This is a genomic window from Dyella japonica DSM 16301 (assembly GCF_001010355.1).
GTDB classification, from domain to species: Bacteria; Pseudomonadota; Gammaproteobacteria; order Xanthomonadales; family Rhodanobacteraceae; genus Dyella; species Dyella japonica.
This window is the reverse complement of record NZ_JPLA01000023.1, coordinates 1-20,338: the sequence shown is the minus strand read 5'-3', so window position 1 is coordinate 20,338 and position 20,338 is coordinate 1. Positions and strand designations below refer to the sequence as shown.

Annotated in this window: 14 protein-coding genes; 7 read left to right on the top strand and 7 right to left on the bottom strand. The window is 64.8% G+C overall.

The genetic code is table 11. From position 1 onward, the window contains the following. Positions 1 to 118: 118 nt before the first annotated feature. From Y882_RS08755 to Y882_RS08735, 5 genes are all read right to left on the bottom strand, one after another. Positions 119 to 1,090 carry a glycoside hydrolase family 43 protein gene (locus tag Y882_RS08755; protein ID WP_052949816.1) on the bottom strand — a complete coding sequence of 324 codons (972 nt, stop codon included), beginning with the start codon at positions 1,088 to 1,090 and terminating at the stop codon, positions 119 to 121. Continuing rightward, positions 1,090 to 2,667, bottom strand: coding sequence for an exo-alpha-sialidase (locus Y882_RS08750; RefSeq protein ID WP_082121024.1), 1,578 nt, complete (start codon positions 2,665 to 2,667; stop codon positions 1,090 to 1,092). Before Y882_RS08750 ends, Y882_RS08755 begins: the two co-directional genes overlap by 1 nt. Before the next feature lie 105 nt (positions 2,668 to 2,772). Continuing rightward, positions 2,773 to 5,550, bottom strand: a complete 2,778-nt coding sequence (locus Y882_RS08745; RefSeq protein WP_046971529.1) for a TonB-dependent receptor — start codon at positions 5,548 to 5,550, stop codon at positions 2,773 to 2,775. A 111-nt stretch (positions 5,551 to 5,661) separates the two neighbouring features. Beyond that, the gene (locus Y882_RS08740) at positions 5,662 to 6,846 is read right to left on the bottom strand and encodes a glycoside hydrolase 5 family protein (RefSeq protein WP_046971589.1); all 1,185 of its coding nucleotides are present in this window, start codon (positions 6,844 to 6,846) and stop codon (positions 5,662 to 5,664) included. Between the two features lie 126 nt (positions 6,847 to 6,972). Then, the gene (locus tag Y882_RS08735) at positions 6,973 to 8,103 is read right to left on the bottom strand and encodes an aldose epimerase family protein (protein WP_211259152.1); all 1,131 of its coding nucleotides are present in this window, start codon (positions 8,101 to 8,103) and stop codon (positions 6,973 to 6,975) included. A gap of 425 nt (positions 8,104 to 8,528) precedes the next feature. Between Y882_RS08735 and Y882_RS08730 the strand changes: the two genes are divergently transcribed. From Y882_RS08730 to Y882_RS08700, 7 genes are all read left to right on the top strand, one after another. Then, positions 8,529 to 9,254 (top strand): FadR/GntR family transcriptional regulator, encoded by a 726-nt coding sequence (locus Y882_RS08730; protein WP_046971527.1) that lies wholly within the window; start codon positions 8,529 to 8,531, stop codon positions 9,252 to 9,254. Continuing rightward, positions 9,251 to 10,171: a 2-dehydro-3-deoxygalactonokinase gene (locus Y882_RS08725; protein WP_046971526.1), complete on the top strand. Its 921-nt coding sequence runs from the start codon at positions 9,251 to 9,253 to the stop codon at positions 10,169 to 10,171. Before Y882_RS08730 ends, Y882_RS08725 begins: the two co-directional genes overlap by 4 nt. Before the next feature lie 4 nt (positions 10,172 to 10,175). After that, complete coding sequence (locus Y882_RS08720) at positions 10,176 to 10,814, top strand: 2-dehydro-3-deoxy-6-phosphogalactonate aldolase (protein WP_046971525.1); 639 nt, start codon at positions 10,176 to 10,178, stop codon at positions 10,812 to 10,814. Next, a complete protein-coding gene (gene dgoD / locus Y882_RS08715) occupies positions 10,811 to 11,959 on the top strand; it encodes a galactonate dehydratase (protein WP_046971524.1) in 1,149 nt (382 codons plus the stop codon). The genes Y882_RS08720 and dgoD overlap by 4 nt, the downstream gene beginning before the upstream one ends. Positions 11,960 to 11,961: 2 nt before the next feature. Continuing rightward, positions 11,962 to 12,723, top strand: a complete 762-nt coding sequence (locus tag Y882_RS08710; RefSeq protein WP_046971523.1) for an SDR family NAD(P)-dependent oxidoreductase — start codon at positions 11,962 to 11,964, stop codon at positions 12,721 to 12,723. Further along, entirely contained in the window at positions 12,720 to 13,625 is a 906-nt protein-coding gene (locus tag Y882_RS08705) for an SMP-30/gluconolactonase/LRE family protein (protein WP_046971522.1), read from the top strand. The genes Y882_RS08710 and Y882_RS08705 overlap by 4 nt, the downstream gene beginning before the upstream one ends. Before the next feature lie 64 nt (positions 13,626 to 13,689). Next, a complete protein-coding gene (locus Y882_RS08700; RefSeq protein ID WP_046971521.1) occupies positions 13,690 to 15,081 on the top strand; it encodes a sugar porter family MFS transporter in 1,392 nt (463 codons plus the stop codon). Positions 15,082 to 15,142: 61 nt separating this feature from the next. Here the strand turns inward: Y882_RS08700 and hrpB are convergent, their stop codons facing one another. After that, on the bottom strand, positions 15,143 to 17,659 hold the full coding sequence (gene hrpB, locus Y882_RS08695) for an ATP-dependent helicase HrpB (RefSeq protein ID WP_046971520.1): 2,517 nt from the start codon (positions 17,657 to 17,659) through the stop codon (positions 15,143 to 15,145). A gap of 262 nt (positions 17,660 to 17,921) precedes the next feature. Further along, positions 17,922 to 20,338, bottom strand: a 2,417-nt coding sequence (gene gspD / locus Y882_RS08690; RefSeq protein ID WP_046971519.1) for a type II secretion system secretin GspD, incomplete at its 5' end; no start/stop codon positions are given.

Here is a 20,338-nt window from a genome sequence, read left to right as displayed (position 1 = left end):
GACGCTCCAGTGGCGCGGACGGCATCATCCGGGGGATGTGGACTGGGAGGGTGCCACGCCCGCCGGGATCGATCAAACCAGACCAACGTCGATTGCGCCCTGCCCCGCACGGTGGAACTCAGGTGCCGCCTTCGCCCATGAAGTCCGGCTCGCCATTGGCCTTCCAGTGGAACGGCATGATGTAGGGCGCGCGGCGCGAGGTGCACTTCCAGTCCGGACCACCGTTGGCGTGGAAGATGATCCAGTCCTGCTTGCCGTCGGGCGACTTGAAGAAGCCATTGTGTCCCGGCGCGTAGAAGCCACGTGCCGGCGAACTGGCGAGGGCCTGCGTGGGCGCTTTGCGCCATGACGCGGGATCGAGCAGGTTGGCCCCTGACGCTGCACTCAGCAGGCCCAGCGAGTAGCCATCGGACCAGCACGCGCTGGCGGAATAGGTGAGGAACACCTGCCCGTTCGGTCCCTGGAGAAACTCCGGCGCCTCCAGGATCTTGCGGCCACCCTGCATCTCCCACGCATAGGTGGGATGCGCGATGTCCACCTGCGGCTCGCCCAGCGTCCACGGATTGCTCATCGGCGCGATGATCAGATCGCTGTGATCGTCGACATAGGCGGAATAGACGAAGTAGCGCTTGCCCGCATGATCGAACACCGTGCCGTCAATGCCGGTGAGGTGGGTCTTGAGCATGCCCTTGTCGATCCACTCGCCCTGCGTCGGATCGCTCGAGGCGTTCTCCAGCACCCACACGTGGCGATGCGCATCGTCGTCATGCGCCTTGTCGGAGGCGGAGTAGTACAGGTACCACTTGCCGTCGAGGTAATGCAGCTCGGGCGCCCAGATCGAATGGGAGTTGGGACCTTCGGCCGGTGGACGCCACACCACCACCGGCGTGGCATCGGCCAGATGCGCCATGTCGGTGGTCTTGCGCAGCGAGATGCGGTTGCCTTCGGTACTGGTGTAGTAATAGACACCATCGCGCTGCGCCACCCACGGATCAGGCCCGGACGGCAGCAGCGCATGCATGGTGGCCGGCGGCTGCGCGTGCGAGGCCGCGACCAACAGCACGCCGGCCAGGGCGGCGAGCACACGCATCACGGTTTGCCCGCCGTCGCGGCATCGCCATCCATCTGCAGGTAGTCGACGTCGACCACATGCGCGCCGCCATCCACGTCGATGGTGTTGAATCCGGGCAGCAGGGTCGCGGAGATGTTCTCGAGCAGCCAGCCGTCGTCGGTCTTGGTGATATTGGCGTTGGCAAGACGTGCACCGTTGACGACGATCGCCGGCTGCGCCGCCAGCCCAAGATCGGCATAGCGCAGATGCAGCGCGTGTTCGCCGCCCGTGCTGTTCACCACGAAGCGCAGACGTCCCTCAGGACCTGCACCCAGGCGCGCCTTGCGGAAACTGGAAGCCTTGCGATCCGGCACCGAGACGGCGCCCGTGAACTGCGCGTCTTCGGCTTCATAGCGGTTGAAATTCAACGCCACCGAGTTGTACAGAATTTCGTTGTGCTTGACGCTGGTCGGCGCCTCCGGCGACGACGAGGTGGTGACGTGCAGCATGCGGCCGTCATCGCGCAGCAGCAGTGCCTGCGTCCAACCGGCGTGGATATTGCCGGTGCGCTTTTGTACCGGCGCACGCACTTCCCACCACGGGCCGCGACCGGAGGCGTTGTTCCAGTACAGCGAGCGGCCACCTTCATCCGCGCCACCACCGCCGCGCTCGGCGGACACCACGATCACACCTTCAGGGCCGCCCAACGGGAACCATTGCACCACGGGACACGCGGCCGGCCAGAAGCCGGACAGCGTCATCACCGGTTCGCCGTGACGTTGCGGATCGCCCCAGTCGAGTCCGTCGCGACTGAACTTGATGAACACCTGGCCGTTCTTGGGCCCATCGATGTTCTCGTATGTCATCGCGTAGCGCTTGTCGCCCAGTCGCGTGACGATGGCCATACCCGGGCGCTCCACGCCACCGGGTATCGCCACATCCAGCACTTCCTTGCCCCAGTGCTTGCCACCGTCCTCGGACACCTTGTGCGCCAAGGCCTGGTTGTAGCCCTCGGCCTTGTGCTGCTCGGTGGAGTAATAGGCCACCATGCGGCCGTCGTCGAGCACGTGGATATTGGATTCCCACACGCCCTTGTTGTCCTTGTCCTCCGGACGCCCGCCACCCTTGATGATGGAGCTGCGGTAATGCCAGGACTTGCCGGCATCGGTGGAGGTATACATCTGCAGGTCTTCTTCGTTCACCCGGCCTTGCGCATCGTTGCCGGTGGCATTGGCCGAGAGCACCAGCGCGCCTGCGGGCAGATCGCCGCTCGCGCGCTGCAATTCGGTGATATGCGGCTGCCAGCGCAGCTGCCAATTCTTGTCCTTGCTGTGCGTCTGGTCGGCGACGTTCATCAGGAAGCGCCAGTGATCGCCGCCATCGCGGCTCTCCCATAGCGGAATGCCATCCATGCCGTCCTGTTCGAACGCCATCAGCAGGCGTCCCTTGTCTTGCGGCGAACCGTGCTCGATGCGGGTGATCGATACATAGCCCGAAGCGTCCGTCAGATGCGTGCCCACCGCGGGTTCAGGAGCATCCTGCGCTGCCGCGTGGGTGGATAACAACGTAGCGATGCAGACAGCCAGCGTGGACAAACCGAACGTCAAGCGAGTCATGCTCTGAAATCCCTGTTCACGCCTGCAACGGCGCGCGATGAGTGAACCTCCCAAAAAAATGGCGGGGGCGGCATGTCACCGCCGTTCCCGCCGAGTGGGAGAGGATTACATCTTGAAGCGCACGCCCAGGCCGTAGGTGCGGTCCTGGTAGCGGATATCACGCGGACGGGTGTCGCCATCGCCCCAGTACTGGTGCAGGTTCGCGCCAAGGATATTGGTCGCGTTGAACACCACGGTGAAGTACTTGTTGATGTCGTAGCCGAGCGAGAAGTCGACCTGGTTGGCCGGCTTGATCTCGTCGTTCACGCCGGCCACGGTGGGCTGGTTGAAGCCATCGATGAAGCGGCTGCGGTAGTTGTAGGCAAGTCGCGCCGACCAGCCGAACTTTTCATACATCAGCACGGCATTGCCGTTGTTCTTGGACACGTTCTGCAGCGGCGAGGTGACCACCGGTCCGCCGATGAACTGCGGCGAACGCGTGGAACCTTCGATATAGGTGTAGTTGAGCTGCATGCCGAGGCCGTTGAACGGTTCGGGCAGGAAGTCGAAGAACTGCTGGTACGCCACTTCCGCACCGTCGAGGTGACCCGAACCCGCACTCTGCGGCGAATTGAGCTGGAACGGCTGGCCACCAATGGTCACATCCGTCACGTAGTTCTGGATGTAGCCGTTGATATCGCGGTAGAACACGCTGCCGCTCACGTAGCTGGCCGGACCGAAGTAGTACTCCAGCGCCGCGTCGTAGTTGTTCGAGCGGATCGGCTTCAGGTCCGGATTGCCGCTGCTGGCCACACCGGCGCGATTGATCGTGCCCGGGTTGAGCGACAGCGACGGGTTGAGCTGGCCGAAGTCGGGATAGGTCAGCGTCTTGGCCGCCACCAGGCGCAACTGCAGGTTGTCCTTGATGTGCAGGTTGAAGCTGAGGTTGGGCAGGTAGACCGGCGAATCGGTCGAATCGGACAGCGGCGAATACACATTGGTCGAAGCGTCATACGAGAACGCATCGAGGTTGCGCTTCACGCGTTCGATGCGCATGCCCATCAGGCCATCGAACGGCATGCCCCACAGCTCGTTGCCGTAACCGAACTGGAAGTAGCCCGCATAGGACTTCTCGTCGATGTGATAGAAGCGGCCCGGATTCTCGGCAGCGAGACCGGTCGGCACGCCGTACAGTGTGCGGATCGCATCGGCGTTGTTGGTCAGGTAGTTGAAGCAACCGCTGAGCCACGGCTGCGGAATCGCATTGGTGGTCGGCTGGCTGCAGAAGTAACCGCTGGGGAAGCGCGCGATCACCTGGTTGGCGGGATTGGGATTGAGCGAGATATCGCCCGTACCACCCGGCGGCGGCGTGGATACTTCGATGCTGCCGTTGTACTGCGCCTTGTGATCGGAATAGCGTAGGCCGAAATCGACGTACTGGAAGAAGCTGCCGTTGATGTCGTAGTTGCCGTCGCCACGCCACGCGGTCTGCTTGCCGCGCTGGTTGTTCCAGGTCTGGAACAAGCCATTGAGGTAGTAATTGGACGGATCGTTGGCCGGGTTGCCAGCGAGCTGCCAGTTCTGCGCACCGTTCCAGATCGTGGTGATCGGCGCCTTCAGGAACGTATCGACAATGAACGTCTGCTCATGGAACGAGGACGAGTTGAACGACAGGTCGGTCGACAGGTTCAGGCGATCGCCATGCCACTTCGCACCGATCGAGTTCTGGATGTCGTGGCCCCACTCCTGGTGCGCCTGGGTGCTGGTGGCCGCATAGGTGTTGCCGGTCCAGCTGCCGCTGGCCGCGTCGCAGATGGTCTGGCCGTAATAGGTCGAACCGGTCAGCTGGTTCGCGTAGCAGTTGTTGGTGACCTTGATGTTCTGCGGATCGACCGAGCCCACCGGGAAGCTGAAGAAGAACGGCTGGTTGTAGTCGTCCGAGTCCCAGTCGTACAGGCCTTCGACGTAGATCTCGGTGCTGTCGTTGGGCTTCCACTGCAACGCGTAGTTGAATTCCTGGCGGGTGCGGTCGCCGATGTTGTAGTCGGCGCCGAAGCCGTTCGGCGCGGAAATCAGATTGCCGCTGGACGTGCGCACGGGTGCGCCAGAGCCATCGGTGAGCACCTTCGGGAAGTCGTCCCACACGGCGTTATAGGCGTAGTGCTGGCGGTCGTAGCCCACATTCATCAAGGCGCCGAATTCGCCCAGATCCGTCTTCCAGCGATCGCTGAGCAACACGCTGCCGGACGGATCGGTGTGGTCGCCGTACTTGCTGTGCGTCTCGTTGACCGTCGCGGCCACCTTGCTGCCGTCGAAATCGAACGGACGGAACAGCTGCATGTCCACCATGCCGGCGATGCCGCCGTCGGGCAGGCTCGCCTCGCTGGTCTTGTAGACCTGCACGGTCTTCACCGCCGTCGCCGGCAGGTTCTGGAACGCGAACGCACGGCCGACGCCACTGAAGATTTCGCGGCCATTGAGCGTGGTGATCACGTTGGGCAGGCCGCGGATCACCACCGAACTGGTCTCGCCCTGGAAGCCTTGCGCCACCTGCACGCCGGTAATGCGCTGCAGTGCGTCGGCCACGCTGTTGTCCGGCAGCTTGCCGATGTCTTCGGCCACGATGGAGTCGGTGATCATGCGCGAGTCCTGCTTGAGCGTCTGCGCGCTCTGCAAGCTTTCACGCAGCGGGGTCACCACCACGCCCGACAGGTTCACCGCGTCTTTCTGCTGCGCATCGGAGGCGGTGGCCGCCTTCTTGGGTGCATTGGCCGGTGGCGTGGTGGTGTCCGTCGACTGTTGCGGATCGGCCGGCGCGGTCGGTGCATCGGCCGCATGCGCGACGCTGAACGATGCGGCGATGGCGGCTGCCAACAAGGTTCTCTGGATATGTATGCGTATCATGGAAAGCCTCCCCTCAGAGGTCATGGCCCGCCAGCTTCGCCGGCGGCATGGTTATTCAGGACGCCGTCGTTCTCCGCGACGGCGCTAGAAGTTGGAAAGACGGGCGCCGCCTCAGCGGCCGGCACCCGCCGCTTGCATCGGAAACGTCAGTGCATCCGCCGGGACCGTGCCGCGCGGCGCGTGCGACAGCGAACGAAGGATGTCGATCTCGCGCTGGCGATACGGCTTGCCATCGGCATGGAAAAGGTCGTGGAACCACAAGGTGGGCGGCGCCATGGTGTACGGGCGCTGCCACGAGTCCCACGGCATATTGGTCTGCGACTTGCCGAGCACGAAGCCCCAGTTGACCATGCCCACGTCGGCCTTCTTGGCGATCGGCAGCACGCCATCGATGGTCGAACCATTGCCGCGCGCCATGTACTCGGTGCAGATCAATGGACGTCCATACGTCTGAAGCTGTTTCACGCGTCCGGCAAAGGTTTCCGGCCAGCTGTAGTCGTGGAAGCTGATCACGTCGGACTGCTCGAGCTGGGTGCGCTCGACCGCATTGAGCTTGGCCGGATCAGTCCAGTCGTCGTCATGCCACAGGCCGCTGGTGAGCGGCTGCACGGGCGCAGCGCTGCGCGCCCACTTAAACACCTGCGGCAGCAGGGTGGCCACGTGGCTGATCTTGTCCTTGGGCTCCCTGGCGTCGTAGTTGCCGCCGCCCGGGTTGTCCGGTTCGTTCCACACGTCCCAGGCCAGGATGCGCTTGTCCTTGGCGAAGCTGCCCACGATGTCCTTCACGTATTGCTCCAGACGCGGGTACTGGCTGGGATCGGTCATCGCCACGCCCGGGCTCTGTACCCAGCCGGAGTTGTGCACGCCGGGAATCGGCGGATGCTGCGGACCGAGCTTGGGCTCCGGATCCCAGCAGGAATCGAACAGCACGAAGATCGGCTTGATGCCGTGCTTGTCGGCAATGGCGAGGAAGGTGTCGATGCGCTGCTTGAAGCCCGCCGCATCCTGTTGCCACAGCAGGTCGTGCAGGAACACGCGCATGGTGGTCATGCCGGCCTGCTGCGCCCAGCCGAACTCCTGGTCGATGCGCGACGGATCGAACGTGTCGGCCTGCCACATCTCCAGCTGGTTGATCGCGTCGGACGGCAGATAGTTGCTGCCCAGCGGCCACTGCTGCTTGGCATACCAGGCCTTGGCTTCGGCCGGCGTCCAGCGTTGCGACGCATCGCGCGCATGGGACGGCGCGGCGATCGTTGCCGCCAGGCCCAAAGCCACTGCCAAAAGTGCGTACTTCATCAGCTCTCCCTCGATGCCGCCGCGCATGACACCGCGACGTAGTGGTTGCGCATGGCCGCCTTGTGCAGAGACAAAGCGACCCTACGAGCGCCCTCGCGGGCGCCCTTGTCTCGAATGCTCGTTGGGTCAGTGCGCTCCGCGCGCCGACTCGGTGGTGAACTCGTACACGATCAGGTTGCGGTACTCATGGCCCGGCTCCAGCCGTGCCGAACCGAACGACGCCTGGTTGGGCGTGTCCGGGTAGAGCTGCGGTTCCAGCACGAAGGCGTCGCCCTGGCGATAGACGTGGCCGCCCGTGCCCACCGTGGTGCCATCCAGGAAATTGCCCGAGTAGAACTGCAGGCCAGGCTTGCTCGACTTCAGCGTCAGCACGCGTCCGGACGCCGGGTCTTCCACGCGGGCGACCATGCGCAGCGCCGGTGCTTCGTCCTTGCTGATCACCCAGTTGTGGTCGTAGCCATGGCCCTTCAGCAACTGGTCGTCGTTGCTGCGGATATCGCGGCCAATCGGCTTGGCCTGGCGGAAATCGAACGGCGTGCCGGCGACCTTGCGGATCTCGCCGGTGGGAATGGAACCCGCGTCCACCGGCAGGTACGCATCGCCGGCGATGGTGAGGCGATGGTCCATCACGCTGCCCGAGCCTTCGCCCGAGAGATTCCAATAGGCGTGGTTGCTGAGGTTGACGATGGTGGTCTTGTCGGTGCTGGCGCGGTAATCGATGGAGAGGCGGTTCTCTTCATCGAGCGTGTAAGTCACCGTGGCGGTGAGCTTGCCCGGATAGCCCATGTCGCCATCGGGACTCACGTAGCTGAGCGTCACGCTGGCCTTGCCGGCGTCGTGCTTGACCTCGCCCACCGTCCACAGCACCTTGTCGAAACCCTTGCTGCCGCCGTGCAGCGAATTGACGCCGTTGTTGACCGGCACGCTATAGGCGTGACCGTCCAGGGTGAATTTGCCCTTGGCGATGCGATTGGCATAGCGCCCCACGGTGGCGCCGAAATACTGGGGATTGCCGAGGTAATCGGCGAGCGAGGCATAACCCAGCGCGATGTTCGCGCTCTTGCCGTTGCGGTCGGGCGTGGCCAGCGACTGGATGCTCGCACCGAGCGCGATGATGCGCGCCTGCATGCCGTGTCCGTTGCTCAGCACCACCGCATCCACCTTGCTGCCGTCGGGCATGCTGCCGAAGGTCTCGCGCCTGGCGTCAGCCGCATGCGCGGCCATCGACATAGTCGCCAGGCCAAGAATCGAAGCCATCAAACCTGCGCGCTGCATGTCCCTGGTGTCCCCTTCGCCGTATCACGATGGACCGCATGCAATCACATTGTATGATTATCGTGCAAGTGTTCATCGGCACCGAATTTTTTCTTGGTGCGATGCGGCATTAGGTGAAGTGGCATGCTCGGGAAAACGGAAAGTGGCGCTTTGATGCGATGTTCGAAGGCGACCACGGCGATGCGGGCGGCGTCATGCGGATGAGAACTTTCTGCATTGCGTCATCGCACGTTCCTGCCAGCGCGGACCCAGCCAGCACCGATGCGCGAAAAAAACGCCGCGAACACCTTGGCATTGACCAAGCAAGTTGCTTATAGTCCGTTTGTATGACAATCGAATCGGGCGCTATCTATATGCCCGCAGCTGCACGGATCGCTCATCGTCAGGGCCAGGGGTCAGAGGATTTCATGAAGAAGCCGATCGCAGTTCGCAGCCTGTACGGGCATGTCATGCACGAGATCGGGTTGCGCATCGTCAGCGGCAAGGTGAAGCCCGGCGAGATCCTGCCGCGCGAGGAAACCCTCGCCGAGAGCCTGCAGGTGAGCCGCACGGCGTTGCGCGAGGCGTTGAAGGTGCTGTCGGCCAAAGGCCTGATCGAATCGCGCACCGGCGTCGGCGCCCGCGTGCTGGAAGAGCGCTACTGGAATCAGCTCGATGCCGACGTGCTGGCCTGGCGCTGCGCCTCCATGCCCACCGACGACTTCGTGGACAAGCTGGTGGAGATGCGCGAGATCATCGAGCCGGCCGCGGCCGCTGCCGCTGCGCGTCGACGCACCGCGGCGCAGCTGGCGCATATCGAAGAGGCGTACAACGCCATGGACGCTGCGCAGACGCTGGACGAATGGTCCACTGCCGACCTGATGTTCCATGACGCCGTGCTGCATGCCACCGGCAACGAATTGATGCAGTCGCTGTTCTCGGTGATCGAAACGGCGCTGGGCACGTTCTTCACCCTGTCGGCGCGCAGCGCCAGCGATTTCAAGTATTCGCTGCCGTATCACCAGAAGGTGCTCGAAGCGATCAAGCGCAAGCAGCCTGAAGTGGCGCGCAAGACCATGCTGTCGATGATCGCCGACTCACAGACCAACCTGCATCGCAGCCGTGGCAAGGCGCGCAAGAAGGCCAGCGCGTGAACAGCGGTCTTATCGGCCTGGACTGGGGTAGCACGCAGCTGCGCGCCTATCTCTATGACGGTCAGGGCCAGGTGCTGGAGAAGCGCACGTTTTCGCATGGCATCCGCCATCTCCCCGAGGGCGGCTTTGCGGCGGCTTTTGCGCAGGCCGTCGAACACTGGCCCGACGTTCCGGTGCTGGCCTGCGGCATGGTGGGCAGTCGCAACGGCTGGCTGGAAGTGCCTTATCTCGATACGCCTACCAGCGTCGATCGGCTCGCCGGTGCACTGAGCATCCTGGTGGCCAACGGCCGCACACTGCATCTCGTACCGGGCCTGCGCGATCCCGCGCGCCCCGATGTGATGCGTGGCGAGGAAACCCAGGTCGTCGGCGTGGTGGCGCAATCGCCTGAAGTGGCGCGTCATGGCTGCCTGTTGCTGCCCGGTACGCACAGCAAGTGGGTATCGCTGCGCGAAGGTGTGGTTGCCGGATTTGCAACGGTGATGACGGGCGAGCTGTTTGGCCTGCTGACGCAGCAGTCGATCCTGGGCGCGCAACTGCCGCCTGCCGTCGACGACGACCACGCGTTCCGCCGCGGCGTTTCGATGGCGCGCGACAGCGGCGCGGCCGGCGCGCTCTCGTGCGTGTTTTCGGCGCGCACATTGATGCTCGACGGCGTGCTTGCACCTAGCTCGGTATCCGACTACCTGTCCGGCCTGCTGATCGGCGACGAAATGCGCATCGCCATCGCCGCCGGCTGGGCCGATGCATCGTCCAGCGTGCACATGGTGGGCGAAGGCGCACTGTGCGATCGCTACCTCAAGGCGGCGGAGATGTTTGGACTCACCGTCCACAAGGCACCCGATGCCACCACCTCGCACGGCCTTTGGCGCATCGCCGATGCCGCCGGCCTGATCACCACGCAAGCAACGGCATAAACGCATGAAGTCATGGCTTGATCCCCTCCCCCTCGTCGCCATCCTGCGCGGCCTGACGCCCGACGAATCGGTCGAGATCGGCCGCGCGCTGGTCGATGCCGGCTTTCGCATGCTGGAAGTGCCGCTCAATTCGCCGCAGCCGTTCGAGAGCATCCGCCGCCTGGTCGACGCACTCGGTGACGACTATCTGGTGGGCGCCGGCACGGTGCTCGATCCCGCCGACGTCAGGAAGGTCGCCGATGCTGGTGGACGTCTGATCGTGATGCCGCATGCCGACGTCAACGTGATCCGCGCCGCCAAGCAGGCGGGTCTCTATTGCGTGCCTGGCGTCGCCACGCCGACGGAGGCGTTCGCTGCGCTCGCCGCCGGTGCCGACGCACTGAAGCTGTTCCCCGCCGAACAGGCCAGCCCCGCCGTGCTCAAGGCATGGCGCGCGGTGCTGCCCAAGGATCTGGCGGTGCTGCCGGTCGGCGGCATCGCGCCCGACAACATGGGACCGTGGCTCGCCGCCGGCGCCGGCGGCTTCGGCATCGGCTCCTCTCTCTACGCTCCCGGCCGCCCGGCCAGCGATGTCGCGACGCGCGCACGTGCGTTCGCCGACGCCTGGCGCAGCCACTCTGATGCCAAAGGATCGCATGCATGAAGATCACCCGCCTGACCACCTTCCTGGTTCCCCCGCGCTGGCTGTTCCTGCGCATCGACACCGATGCGGGCATCGTCGGCTGGGGTGAGCCCATCGTCGAAGGGCGCGCGCATACCGTCGCGGCGGCCGTGGATGAGCTGTCCGATTACCTGATCGGCAAGGATCCGCGCCATATCGAAGACCTGTGGAATGTGATGTATCGCGGCGGCTTCTACCGCGGCGGCCCGGTGCTGATGAGCGCGATCGCCGGCATTGACCAGGCGCTGTGGGATATCAAGGGCAAGGACCTGAACCAGCCCGTGCATCAGCTGCTCGGCGGCCCCGTGCGCGACCGCATCCGCGTGTACTCGTGGATCGGCGGCGACCGCCCGGCCGACACGGCGCGTGCCGCCAAGGAAGCCGTGGCGCGCGGCTTCACCGCGGTGAAGATGAATGCGACGGAAGAACTGCAATACGTCGACACCTACGACAAGGTCGAGCTGGTGATCGAAAACGTGCAGGCGATCCGCGATGCGGTGGGCCCGCATGTCGGCATCGGCCTGGATTTCCATGGCCGCGTGCACAAGCCGATGGCCAAGGTGCTGATGCGCGAGCTGGCGCCGTTCAAGCTGATGTTCATCGAGGAGCCGGTGCTGTCCGATCACCTGGAGGCGCTGCCGGAATTGGCCGCGATTTCCCCGGCGCCGATCGCACTGGGCGAGCGCCTGTACACGCGCTACGACTTCAAGCGCGTGCTGCAGATGGGCGGCGTGGACATCATCCAGCCTGATCCCTCGCACTCCGGCGGCATCACCGAAACGCGCAAAATCGCGGCGATGGCCGAAGCGTACGACGTGGCGCTCGCGCTGCACTGCCCGCTGGGCCCGATCGCGCTCGCGGCGAACCTGCAGCTCGACGCGGTGTGCCACAACGCCTTCATCCAGGAGCAGAGCCTGGGCATCCACTACAACGCCGGCAACGATCTGCTCGACTACGTGAAGGATCGCAGCGTGTTTGCCTACGAGGATGGCTTCGTCGCCATGCCCAACGGACCGGGCCTGGGCATCGAGGTCAACGAAGCCTATGTGGCCGAGCGCGCCGCCGTGGGTCACCGCTGGCGCAATCCGATCTGGCGCCACGCCGACGGCAGCGTGGCGGAGTGGTGAGCATGACGTTCGCGAGCTATCCCAGCCTGATCGACCGCCACGTGTTCATCTCGGGCGGCGCCACCGGCATCGGCGCGGCCTTCGTGGAGCATTTCGCCAGGCAGGGCGCGCGGGTGTCGTTTATCGATATCGATCAGGAGAACGGCGAGCAGCTCGCGGAGAGTCTCGCCGCCTGCGCGCATCGTCCGCTGTTCGTGCGTTGCGATGTCACGCAACTCGACGCACTGGCAGACGCCATCGCCACCGCGCGTGAAGTGCACGGACCGATTGGCGTGCTGGTCAACAACGCGGCCAACGACGTGCGCCACGATTTCGGCAGCACCACAGCGGCCGAGTTCGAGCAGAACATGGCGATCAATCTGCGCCACCAGTATTTCGCCACCCAGGCCGTGCGCGAGGACATGCGCTCGCTCGGCGGCGGTTCGGTGATCTGCCTGGGCTCCACCGGCTGGATGAAGAAGAACGCGGGCTATCCGATGTACGCGATGGCGAAGTCCGCCGTGCACGGCCTGGTCAATGGCCTCGCGCGCGAGCTGGGCCGCGACCGCATCCGCATCAATGTGCTGGTGCCCGGCTGGGTGATCACCGAGAAGCAGCGTCGCCTGTGGCTCGATGCCGAGGGCGAAGCCGAGATTGCCCGCGTGCAGTGTCTGCCCGGTTATCTGATGGCGGACGATCTGGCGCGCGCTGCGCTGTTCCTCGCCGCCGACGACAGCCGCATGTGCACCGGCCAGGACTTCATCGTCGACGGTGGCTGGGTATGAACCTGCGCGCCGCAGTCGCCATGCAGGTGCACAACACGTTGGGCGAAGGGGTCACCTGGTGTGACCGCGGCCAGGTGCTGTACTGGACCGATATCCACGCCAGCACGCTGTGGCGCTATCGCCCGCATGACGGCGCCTTGCATCAGTGGAGCCTGCCCGAGCGCCTTGGCAGCTTTGCCTTGTGCGAAGCGGATGGTTGGCTGCTGCTGGGCCTCGCCTCGCGTCTGGCCTTCTTCCATCCATCCACACACACATTGGTTGCCGTCACCGACGTGGAAGCGGACCTGCCGACCCGCATCAACGATGGCGCCTGCGATCGCCAGGGCCGCTTCGTGTTCGGCACGCTGCATGAGCCGGCCAGCGGTCCCAAGCAGGCGGTGGGCGGGTTCTATCGGTTGAATCATGATCTGTCGCTGGAACGCCTGCCCTTGCCGGGTGTGGCGATCAGCAACAGCATCGCCTTCAGCCCGGATGGCGGCAGCATGTATTTCTGCGATTCGCCCTCGCGCATCATCCAGTGCTGCGATTACGGCGATCAGCTATCCAACGTGCGCAGCTTCGTGACGCTGGACGACGCACGCGGCGAACCCGACGGTTCGGCCGTCGATCGCGACGGCGGCCTGTGGAATGCCCAATGGGGATTGGGCCGCGTGGTGCGCTACACGCCGACGGGCCAACTGGACCGCATCATTGACGTGCCCGCCTCGCAGCCGACCAAACCTGCTTTCGGCGGCACGGATTACTCGACGCTCTACATCACCAGTGCGCGCGACGGCCTAGACGAGGCGGCGCTCGCATCCCAACCCTATGCCGGCGCGCTGTTCGTCGCCGATGCAGGTTTTCGTGGCTTGCCGGAACCGCGTTTCGCCGGACCGCCGCCACACGTCATCGCTGCCGCCTAGGGACCGCGGCTCAAGCACACCAGCCCATTAGAGGCACCACTATCGCCAGCGGGGGAGTTTCACCATGAATGCCCAAGTCATCTCGCCAGCCTCGGCGCAAGCCAAGGTCACCATCATCTTCACCTGTGTGCTCGCCGCGTTGGCGGGCCTCATGTTCGGCCTGGACATCGGCGTGATTTCCGGCGCCACCCAATTTATCCAGGCCGAATACAAAGTCAGCGACCACATGATCGAATGGATCGTGAGCTCGATGATGTTCGGCGCGGCCGTCGGCGCGGTGGGCGCCGGCTGGTTGTCAGCCACGCTGGGCCGCAAGCGCTCGCTGATCCTCGGTGCCGTGTTGTTTATCCTGGGTTCGCTGCTGTCGGGCGGCGCGTGGTCGCCGGAAACGCTGATCGCCGCGCGTGTGGTGCTCGGCCTTGCCATTGGCTTGGCCACGTTCACGGCGCCGCTCTATCTGGCTGAAGTGGCGCCGGAACGCATCCGCGGCGCGATGATCTCCACTTATCAGCTGATGATCACCATCGGCATCCTGGTGGCATTCCTCTCCGACACCGCGTTGAGCTACAACGGCGCGTGGCGCTGGATGCTCGGCATCATCGCGATTCCCGGCGTGCTGTTCCTGCTCGGCGTGCTGTTTCTGCCCGACAGCCCGCGCTGGCTGATGATGCGCGGCCGTCGCGACGAGGCGATCGAAGTGCTGATGCGCCTGCGCGGCGACGCGGACGTGGTGAAGCGCGAAGCAGCCGACATCGAGGAACAGCTCAAGACGCCGCAACGCGGCTGGCATCTGTTCAAGGACAACCGCAACTTCCGCCGCTCGGTGTGGCTGGGTGTGCTGCTGCAGCTGATGCAGCAGTTCACCGGCATGAACGTGGTGATGTATTACGCGCCGCGCATCTTCAAGGAAATGGGTTACGACACCTCGGCGCAGATGTGGTTTACCGCGCTGGTGGGCCTCACCAATGTGCTGGCCACCTTCATCGCCATCGCGCTGATCGACCGCTGGGGCCGCAAGCCCATCCTGTACACCGGCTTTGCCGTGATGGCGGTTGGCCTGGGCGTGGTGGGCACGATGATGAACAACGGCATCCACGACCATGGCGCACAGATCTTCACAGTGACCATGCTGCTGATCTTCATCGTGGGTTTCGCCATGTCCGCCGGCCCGCTGGTGTGGACGCTGTGCTCGGAGATCCAGCCGCTCAAGGGCCGCGACTTCGGCATCGCCTGCTCCACCTTCACCAACTGGATCTGCAACATGATCGTGGGCTTCACCTTCCTGAGCCTGCTCAACGGCATCGGCAACGCGCACACGTTCTGGTTGTATGCCGCGCTCAATGCAGTGTTTATCCTGGTGACCTTCTGGCTGGTGCCAGAGACCAAGGGCGTGACGTTGGAGCAGATCGAGCGCAATCTTATGAGCGGCAAGCGGCTGCGCGAGATCGGTCGCTGATTCACCGCCGGTATCTGCAATAACGAGGGCTGCCGCACCGAAAGGTCGGCAGCCTTTTTTCTTATGTGCCGCGCGGCTTAGCCCGGTGCGTCGGCGCCGCCGTCCACGGATCATCCGGCCAGGGATGACGCGGGTAGCGTCCCTTCAATTCCTTCTTCACCTCAGGGTAGGTGCGCTCCCAGAAGCCCTTGAGGTCCTGCGTAACCTGGATCGGTCGGCCCGCCGGCGAGAGCAAGTGCAAAGTGACGGGAATGCGCCCGTTCGCCACGCGCGGGGTATCGGCCAGTCCGAACAATTCCTGCAGTTTCACCGCCAGCACCGGCGCCTCGCCTTCAGCATATTCCAGCCGTCGCGTCATGCCGCTGGGCACGGTGAGGCTTTCGGGAACCTGCGCATCCAGTTGGCGGCGCTGTTCGTAGTCGAACAGGGAGCCCAGGGCCTGCGAGAGCTCTTCCGCGCTCAAGGCGTCGAGGCGGCGCTTGCCGTTGAGATAGGGGGCGAGCCAGTCTTCGAGCGTGTCTATCAGTGCTGCGTCGGATATATCGGGAAGTCCGAGCTCGGGCATCCAGCCACGCAAGGCTTGCATACGTGCGCGCAAGCGCCGGGCGTTTTCGCTCCACGGCAACGCATCGATGCCTTTTGCACGCACGGCGGCGAGCAAGGCGGGCAGCGCGTCTTCGGGCTTCACCGGCACGCTGCGACGTTCGAGCACGATGCCGGCGTAACGATGTTCGTCGAACGCTTCGACGGCATTGCGTTCGTCGTTCCAGCGTAAGGCGCGTTCGCGCTTGAATTGCGCGGGATAGTCGCGTTCCAGCACGCGGAAGTCGATCGGCGCGGCGGCAAGGATCAAGCTGTCGCGAGCCTCGAAGCGCAGGTCCAGCGCCACCAGCCATGGTTCGCCATGCAGCGCGGTGCTCTCATGCAGGCGCGCACCGCGGCCGTTGGCGAGCGTGTAGCGCAGCGGGTTGCTGTCGTCGCGTCGCGCCACGCGATCCGGAAACGCATGCAGCAGCAGATCGCCCACGGCGTGGCTGTCCGGCACGCCGCTCGCCGCCGAGCGCATGTCCAGACGACGGCGCCAGCCTTTGCTCGCCTGCTCGATGGCGGCCAGCGCACCGGCATCCGCGCCACCGCGCGCGCCAGCGGTGTGCCGATCGCGCCACACATGCAGCGCGGTTACGCGTGCACGAAAATCGTCGCTGCGCGCCTGCTCGCCGCGCAGGGGCGAGCGGGCTTCCATCAGCGCAAGCAGATCGGCGACGAGCGCGCGCAATTCCGGCTCCGCTCGCAAGGCCGCTGCACCCAGCCGCGGCGTAGCGCCGAGTTCGAGCATCTGGCGACCGAGCGCCGTGATGCGCCCATCTGCCGTCAGCGCAGCCAACTGCACGAGCAGCTCACGCGCCTGCGCCAACGCGCCTGAGGGCGGTGCGTCGAGCCACGGCAGCGTGTTGCCGCTATGCGCGGTGATGCCCCACGCGGCGAGCTCCAGGGCGAGGCCCGACAACTCCGCTTGCGCCATTTCGGCGGTGCGCGACGGATCCAGTCGCTTGCTCTGCGGCCACAGGCGATAGGCCGCACCTTCGGCGACGCGACCCGCGCGACCGGCGCGCTGATCGGCCGAAGCCTGCGAGATGTTCACCGTTTCCAACCGCGTGAAACCGGAGTTCGGATCGAAGCGCGGCTCGCGTGCGAGGCCGCTGTCCACCACCGCACGGATGCCCGGAAGCGTGACGCTGGATTCGGCAACATTGGTCGCCAGCACGACGCGCCGCGTGCCGGGTTCCGCCGGACTCAACGCGGCCTGCTGTTCGGCCATCGACAATTCGCCATGCAGGGCGACGATGTCGATGTTCTCGTCCAGCGACGATGCCAGCATGGCTTGCGTGCGTGCGATCTCGCGCCGTCCCGGCAGAAACGCCAGTACGTCACCTTCGTTTTCTTCCAGCGCCTGGCGCACGACGCGCGCAAGCTGATGTTCCGTCGTCTCCTGCGCTCGCGCCGCGGGATATTCCACACGCACCGGGAAACTGCGCCCGGGACTGCTGATCCGCGGCGCATCGAACCACTGCGCGATGCGCTCACCATCGAGCGTCGCCGACATCACCACCAGGCGCAGCTCCGGACGCAAGGTGCCCTGGATATCGAGCGCGAGCGCCGCACCAAGATCGCCAGCAAGATGGCGCTCATGGAATTCGTCGAACAGGATCGCGCCGATGCCGGTGAGTTCGGGATCATCCTGGATCAGGCGCGTGAGGATGCCTTCCGTCACCACTTCGATGCGCGTCGCCGCGCTGACCTTCGCCTCGAAACGGATGCGATAACCCACCGTCTGCCCCACCTCCTCACCCAACTGCTTCGCCATGAACTGCGCCGCCGCACGCGCTGCGATGCGTCGCGGTTCGAGCACAAGGATCTTGCTGCCGGCAAGCCACGGCTGATCAAGCAGCGCCAGCGGCACCTGGGTGGTCTTGCCGGCGCCGGGAGGCGCTTCGAGTACGAGGCGTGGGTGCGACGCGAGAGAGCTTGTGATCTCGGGCAGCAGTGGCGTGATGGGGAAGGATGGGACCGAGTTCATCGGGAGATGATAGCGGGGCTGGGATGGGGGCCGCGTGTGCAGCCCCAGTTCGTCCGCTGGGCGCAGCCACCCGATCACGGCGCACCCTCTCATCTGTAGGAGCGCACCCTGTGCGCGACCGCAGCGCCGGGAAGTACTGCTCCGTCAGGTGGTCGCGCACAGGGTGCGCTCCTACAACAGACAAACGCCGTGCGGCGGGCTCTTGATGTGGCCATTGGCCCGGGGCCCCAACCTGGCTGCCCCAAGGCAGCCCAGGCCGCCGTTACGGATGCGCCGCGGTGTTCGCCGCTCCCGTCGCAGAACCAGTAGCTGCGCCACCCGCGGTCGCACCCGTCGCCCGCAACGGCGCCAGCGATTCAAACTTGCGCTGGTATTCGTCCGTCACCTGCTTCGCCTCTTCGCTGCTGGTAATCACCCGCGGCGTGATCAGCACGATCAGCTCAGTGCGGTTGCGGTTGTGGTTGGTGGTGCCGAACAGCCGGCCGAGGACCGGGATGCGGTTGAGACCGGGAATGCCGGTATCCGTGCTGTTTTCGTTCTGTTGGATCAGGCCGCCGAGCAGCACGGTCTGGCCGCTCTGCACCGCAATCTGGGTACCCACCGCTCGCTGCTGGATGGTGAAGTTGCCCTGCGAATTGGCAGCACCGGTCGTGTTGCTTACCTGCTGCTGCACATTCAGATACACCAACCCGCCCGGATTCACGCGCGGCTGCACATCGAGAATGACGCCCGTCGGAATATAGCTGACGCTGCTCGCCGTCGACCCGGTGGTATTGAGGCCAGTGACGATGGACGTCTGATTGATCGGCACCTGATCGCCGACCTGGATGTGCGCGACTTGATTGTTGAGCACCACCAGCGACGGTGCCGACAAGGTCTTGGTGTTGCCATTGGTTTCCAGTGCGCGAATAGCCACCTGAAACTTGCCGTTGGTGCTGAGGAAGGAATAGAAGAGCGGTTCGCCTGCGTACTGGTTGCCACCCGAACCCAGCGATATCTGACGATGCGCGCCCGGAGGGATGTTCGTCGCGCCGTTGACGTTGCCGTTGCTGTCGTAGCTGGGCGTACTGCCGGCCAAGCCCTGCAGATACCACTGCACGCCAAACTCCAATTGCCCCGTCAGATCCACCTCCAAGATGCGCATCTCGATCTGCACCTGCAGCGGCACATTGTCGAGTCGCTTGATGGCCTCCTCGATCTCCTTCCACTGCGAGGGTCGCGCACGTACCAACAGCTGGTTGTTGGAGTCGACCGAGCCGATGCGGATGGATCCATCCTCGGACACGTATTGCTGCCCGGTGCTGTTGTTGCCGTTGGCGTTGTTGCCGCTGCCGAACGACGACATGCCACCGGCGGCACCGCCGCCTGTGCTGCCGAAGCCTCCGCTAGTACCCGCGCCTGTCGTACCGAAGCCGCCACTGGTGCCGGTGGTGCCCGTCGTTCCCGTGCCGCCAAAGCCACCGGCGTTACCAAATCCTCCACCCACGCCATTGACCGATGGCGTGCTGCTGCCGAAGCTGCCGGCGGTGCTGCCCATGCCGCTCGCGTTGCCGCTGGCGTTGTCACCGGTGCCCAAGGTGGCTCCATTCAGGCCGGGCCCCACCTTGCCCGCATTACCACCCGCGCCACCCGCACCGTTGGTGTAAATCTGCGCCAGGTACTGCGCGAGATCCGACGCCTTGATGTTGCGCACGTCGTACACGAACAGCTCCGGCTCATTGCCGCCGCCGCGGTCAATCTTCGTGATCCAGTCACCCACTTCCTGCAGATACTGCGGCTGGCTGCTGATCACCACGATCGCATTGGTGCGCTCGATCGGCAGGAAGCGGACCATGCCGGCCAGCGGTGTGTCGCCCTTGGGGCCGAACATCTGGTCGAGCTGCCCGCCCAGTTCACTCACATTGGCGTGTTGCAGGCTGAACACACCCACCGACATGCCGCGCAGCCAGTCCACGTCGAAGGTGTGGATGGTGCGCTGATAGTTGTCCAGTTCGGCCGTGGTGCCGGAGATCACGATGACGTTGCGCGAGGGATCGGCCAGCAACACCGCGTCGGTGCGCGCGAACGGCTTGATCAGCTTCTGCATCTCGCCTGCGGAGATATAGCGCAGCGGATACAGCCGCGCCTGCAGGCCACCCTGCGGCGCCACCGCATTAAGGCTGGGCACGAGGTTGCCGCCCACGGCGTCCTTGGCCGGCATCACCACGTACTGGCCGTCGCGCATCACCAGCGCGTTGTTGGTCCACGACAGCAGCGTTTCCAGGATGGGGATGGCCTGGCTGCTGTCCACCGGCTCGGAGGTGGAGAAGGACACATTGCCCTGCACGCCCGGCACGATGGTGTAGTTCTGCTTGAGCAGGTCGCCGAGGATGGCCTTGACCACCGCCTGCACCGGCTGGTTCTCGAAGTTGAAGGTCACCGCGCCATCGCCCGTGGCCGCCTTGCGCGGTTGCGCGAGCCCGGTGGTGCGCACGAACTGGCCGCTGCCTTCGCTCAATTGCGGCTTGGGCGTGACGCCCTGGTCCGGCGCGTTGTTGTGCGTGTTCAACGGCAACGGAGCCGGTACCGGTTTTTCGGTGCCGGCCATGGCTTCGCGCTGCAAGGCGCCGTCGTCGTGCGGCTGCGGCAGCGTCTGGCAACCGGCCAGCCACAGGGCCAGGGTGAGCGTACTGAGGCGGG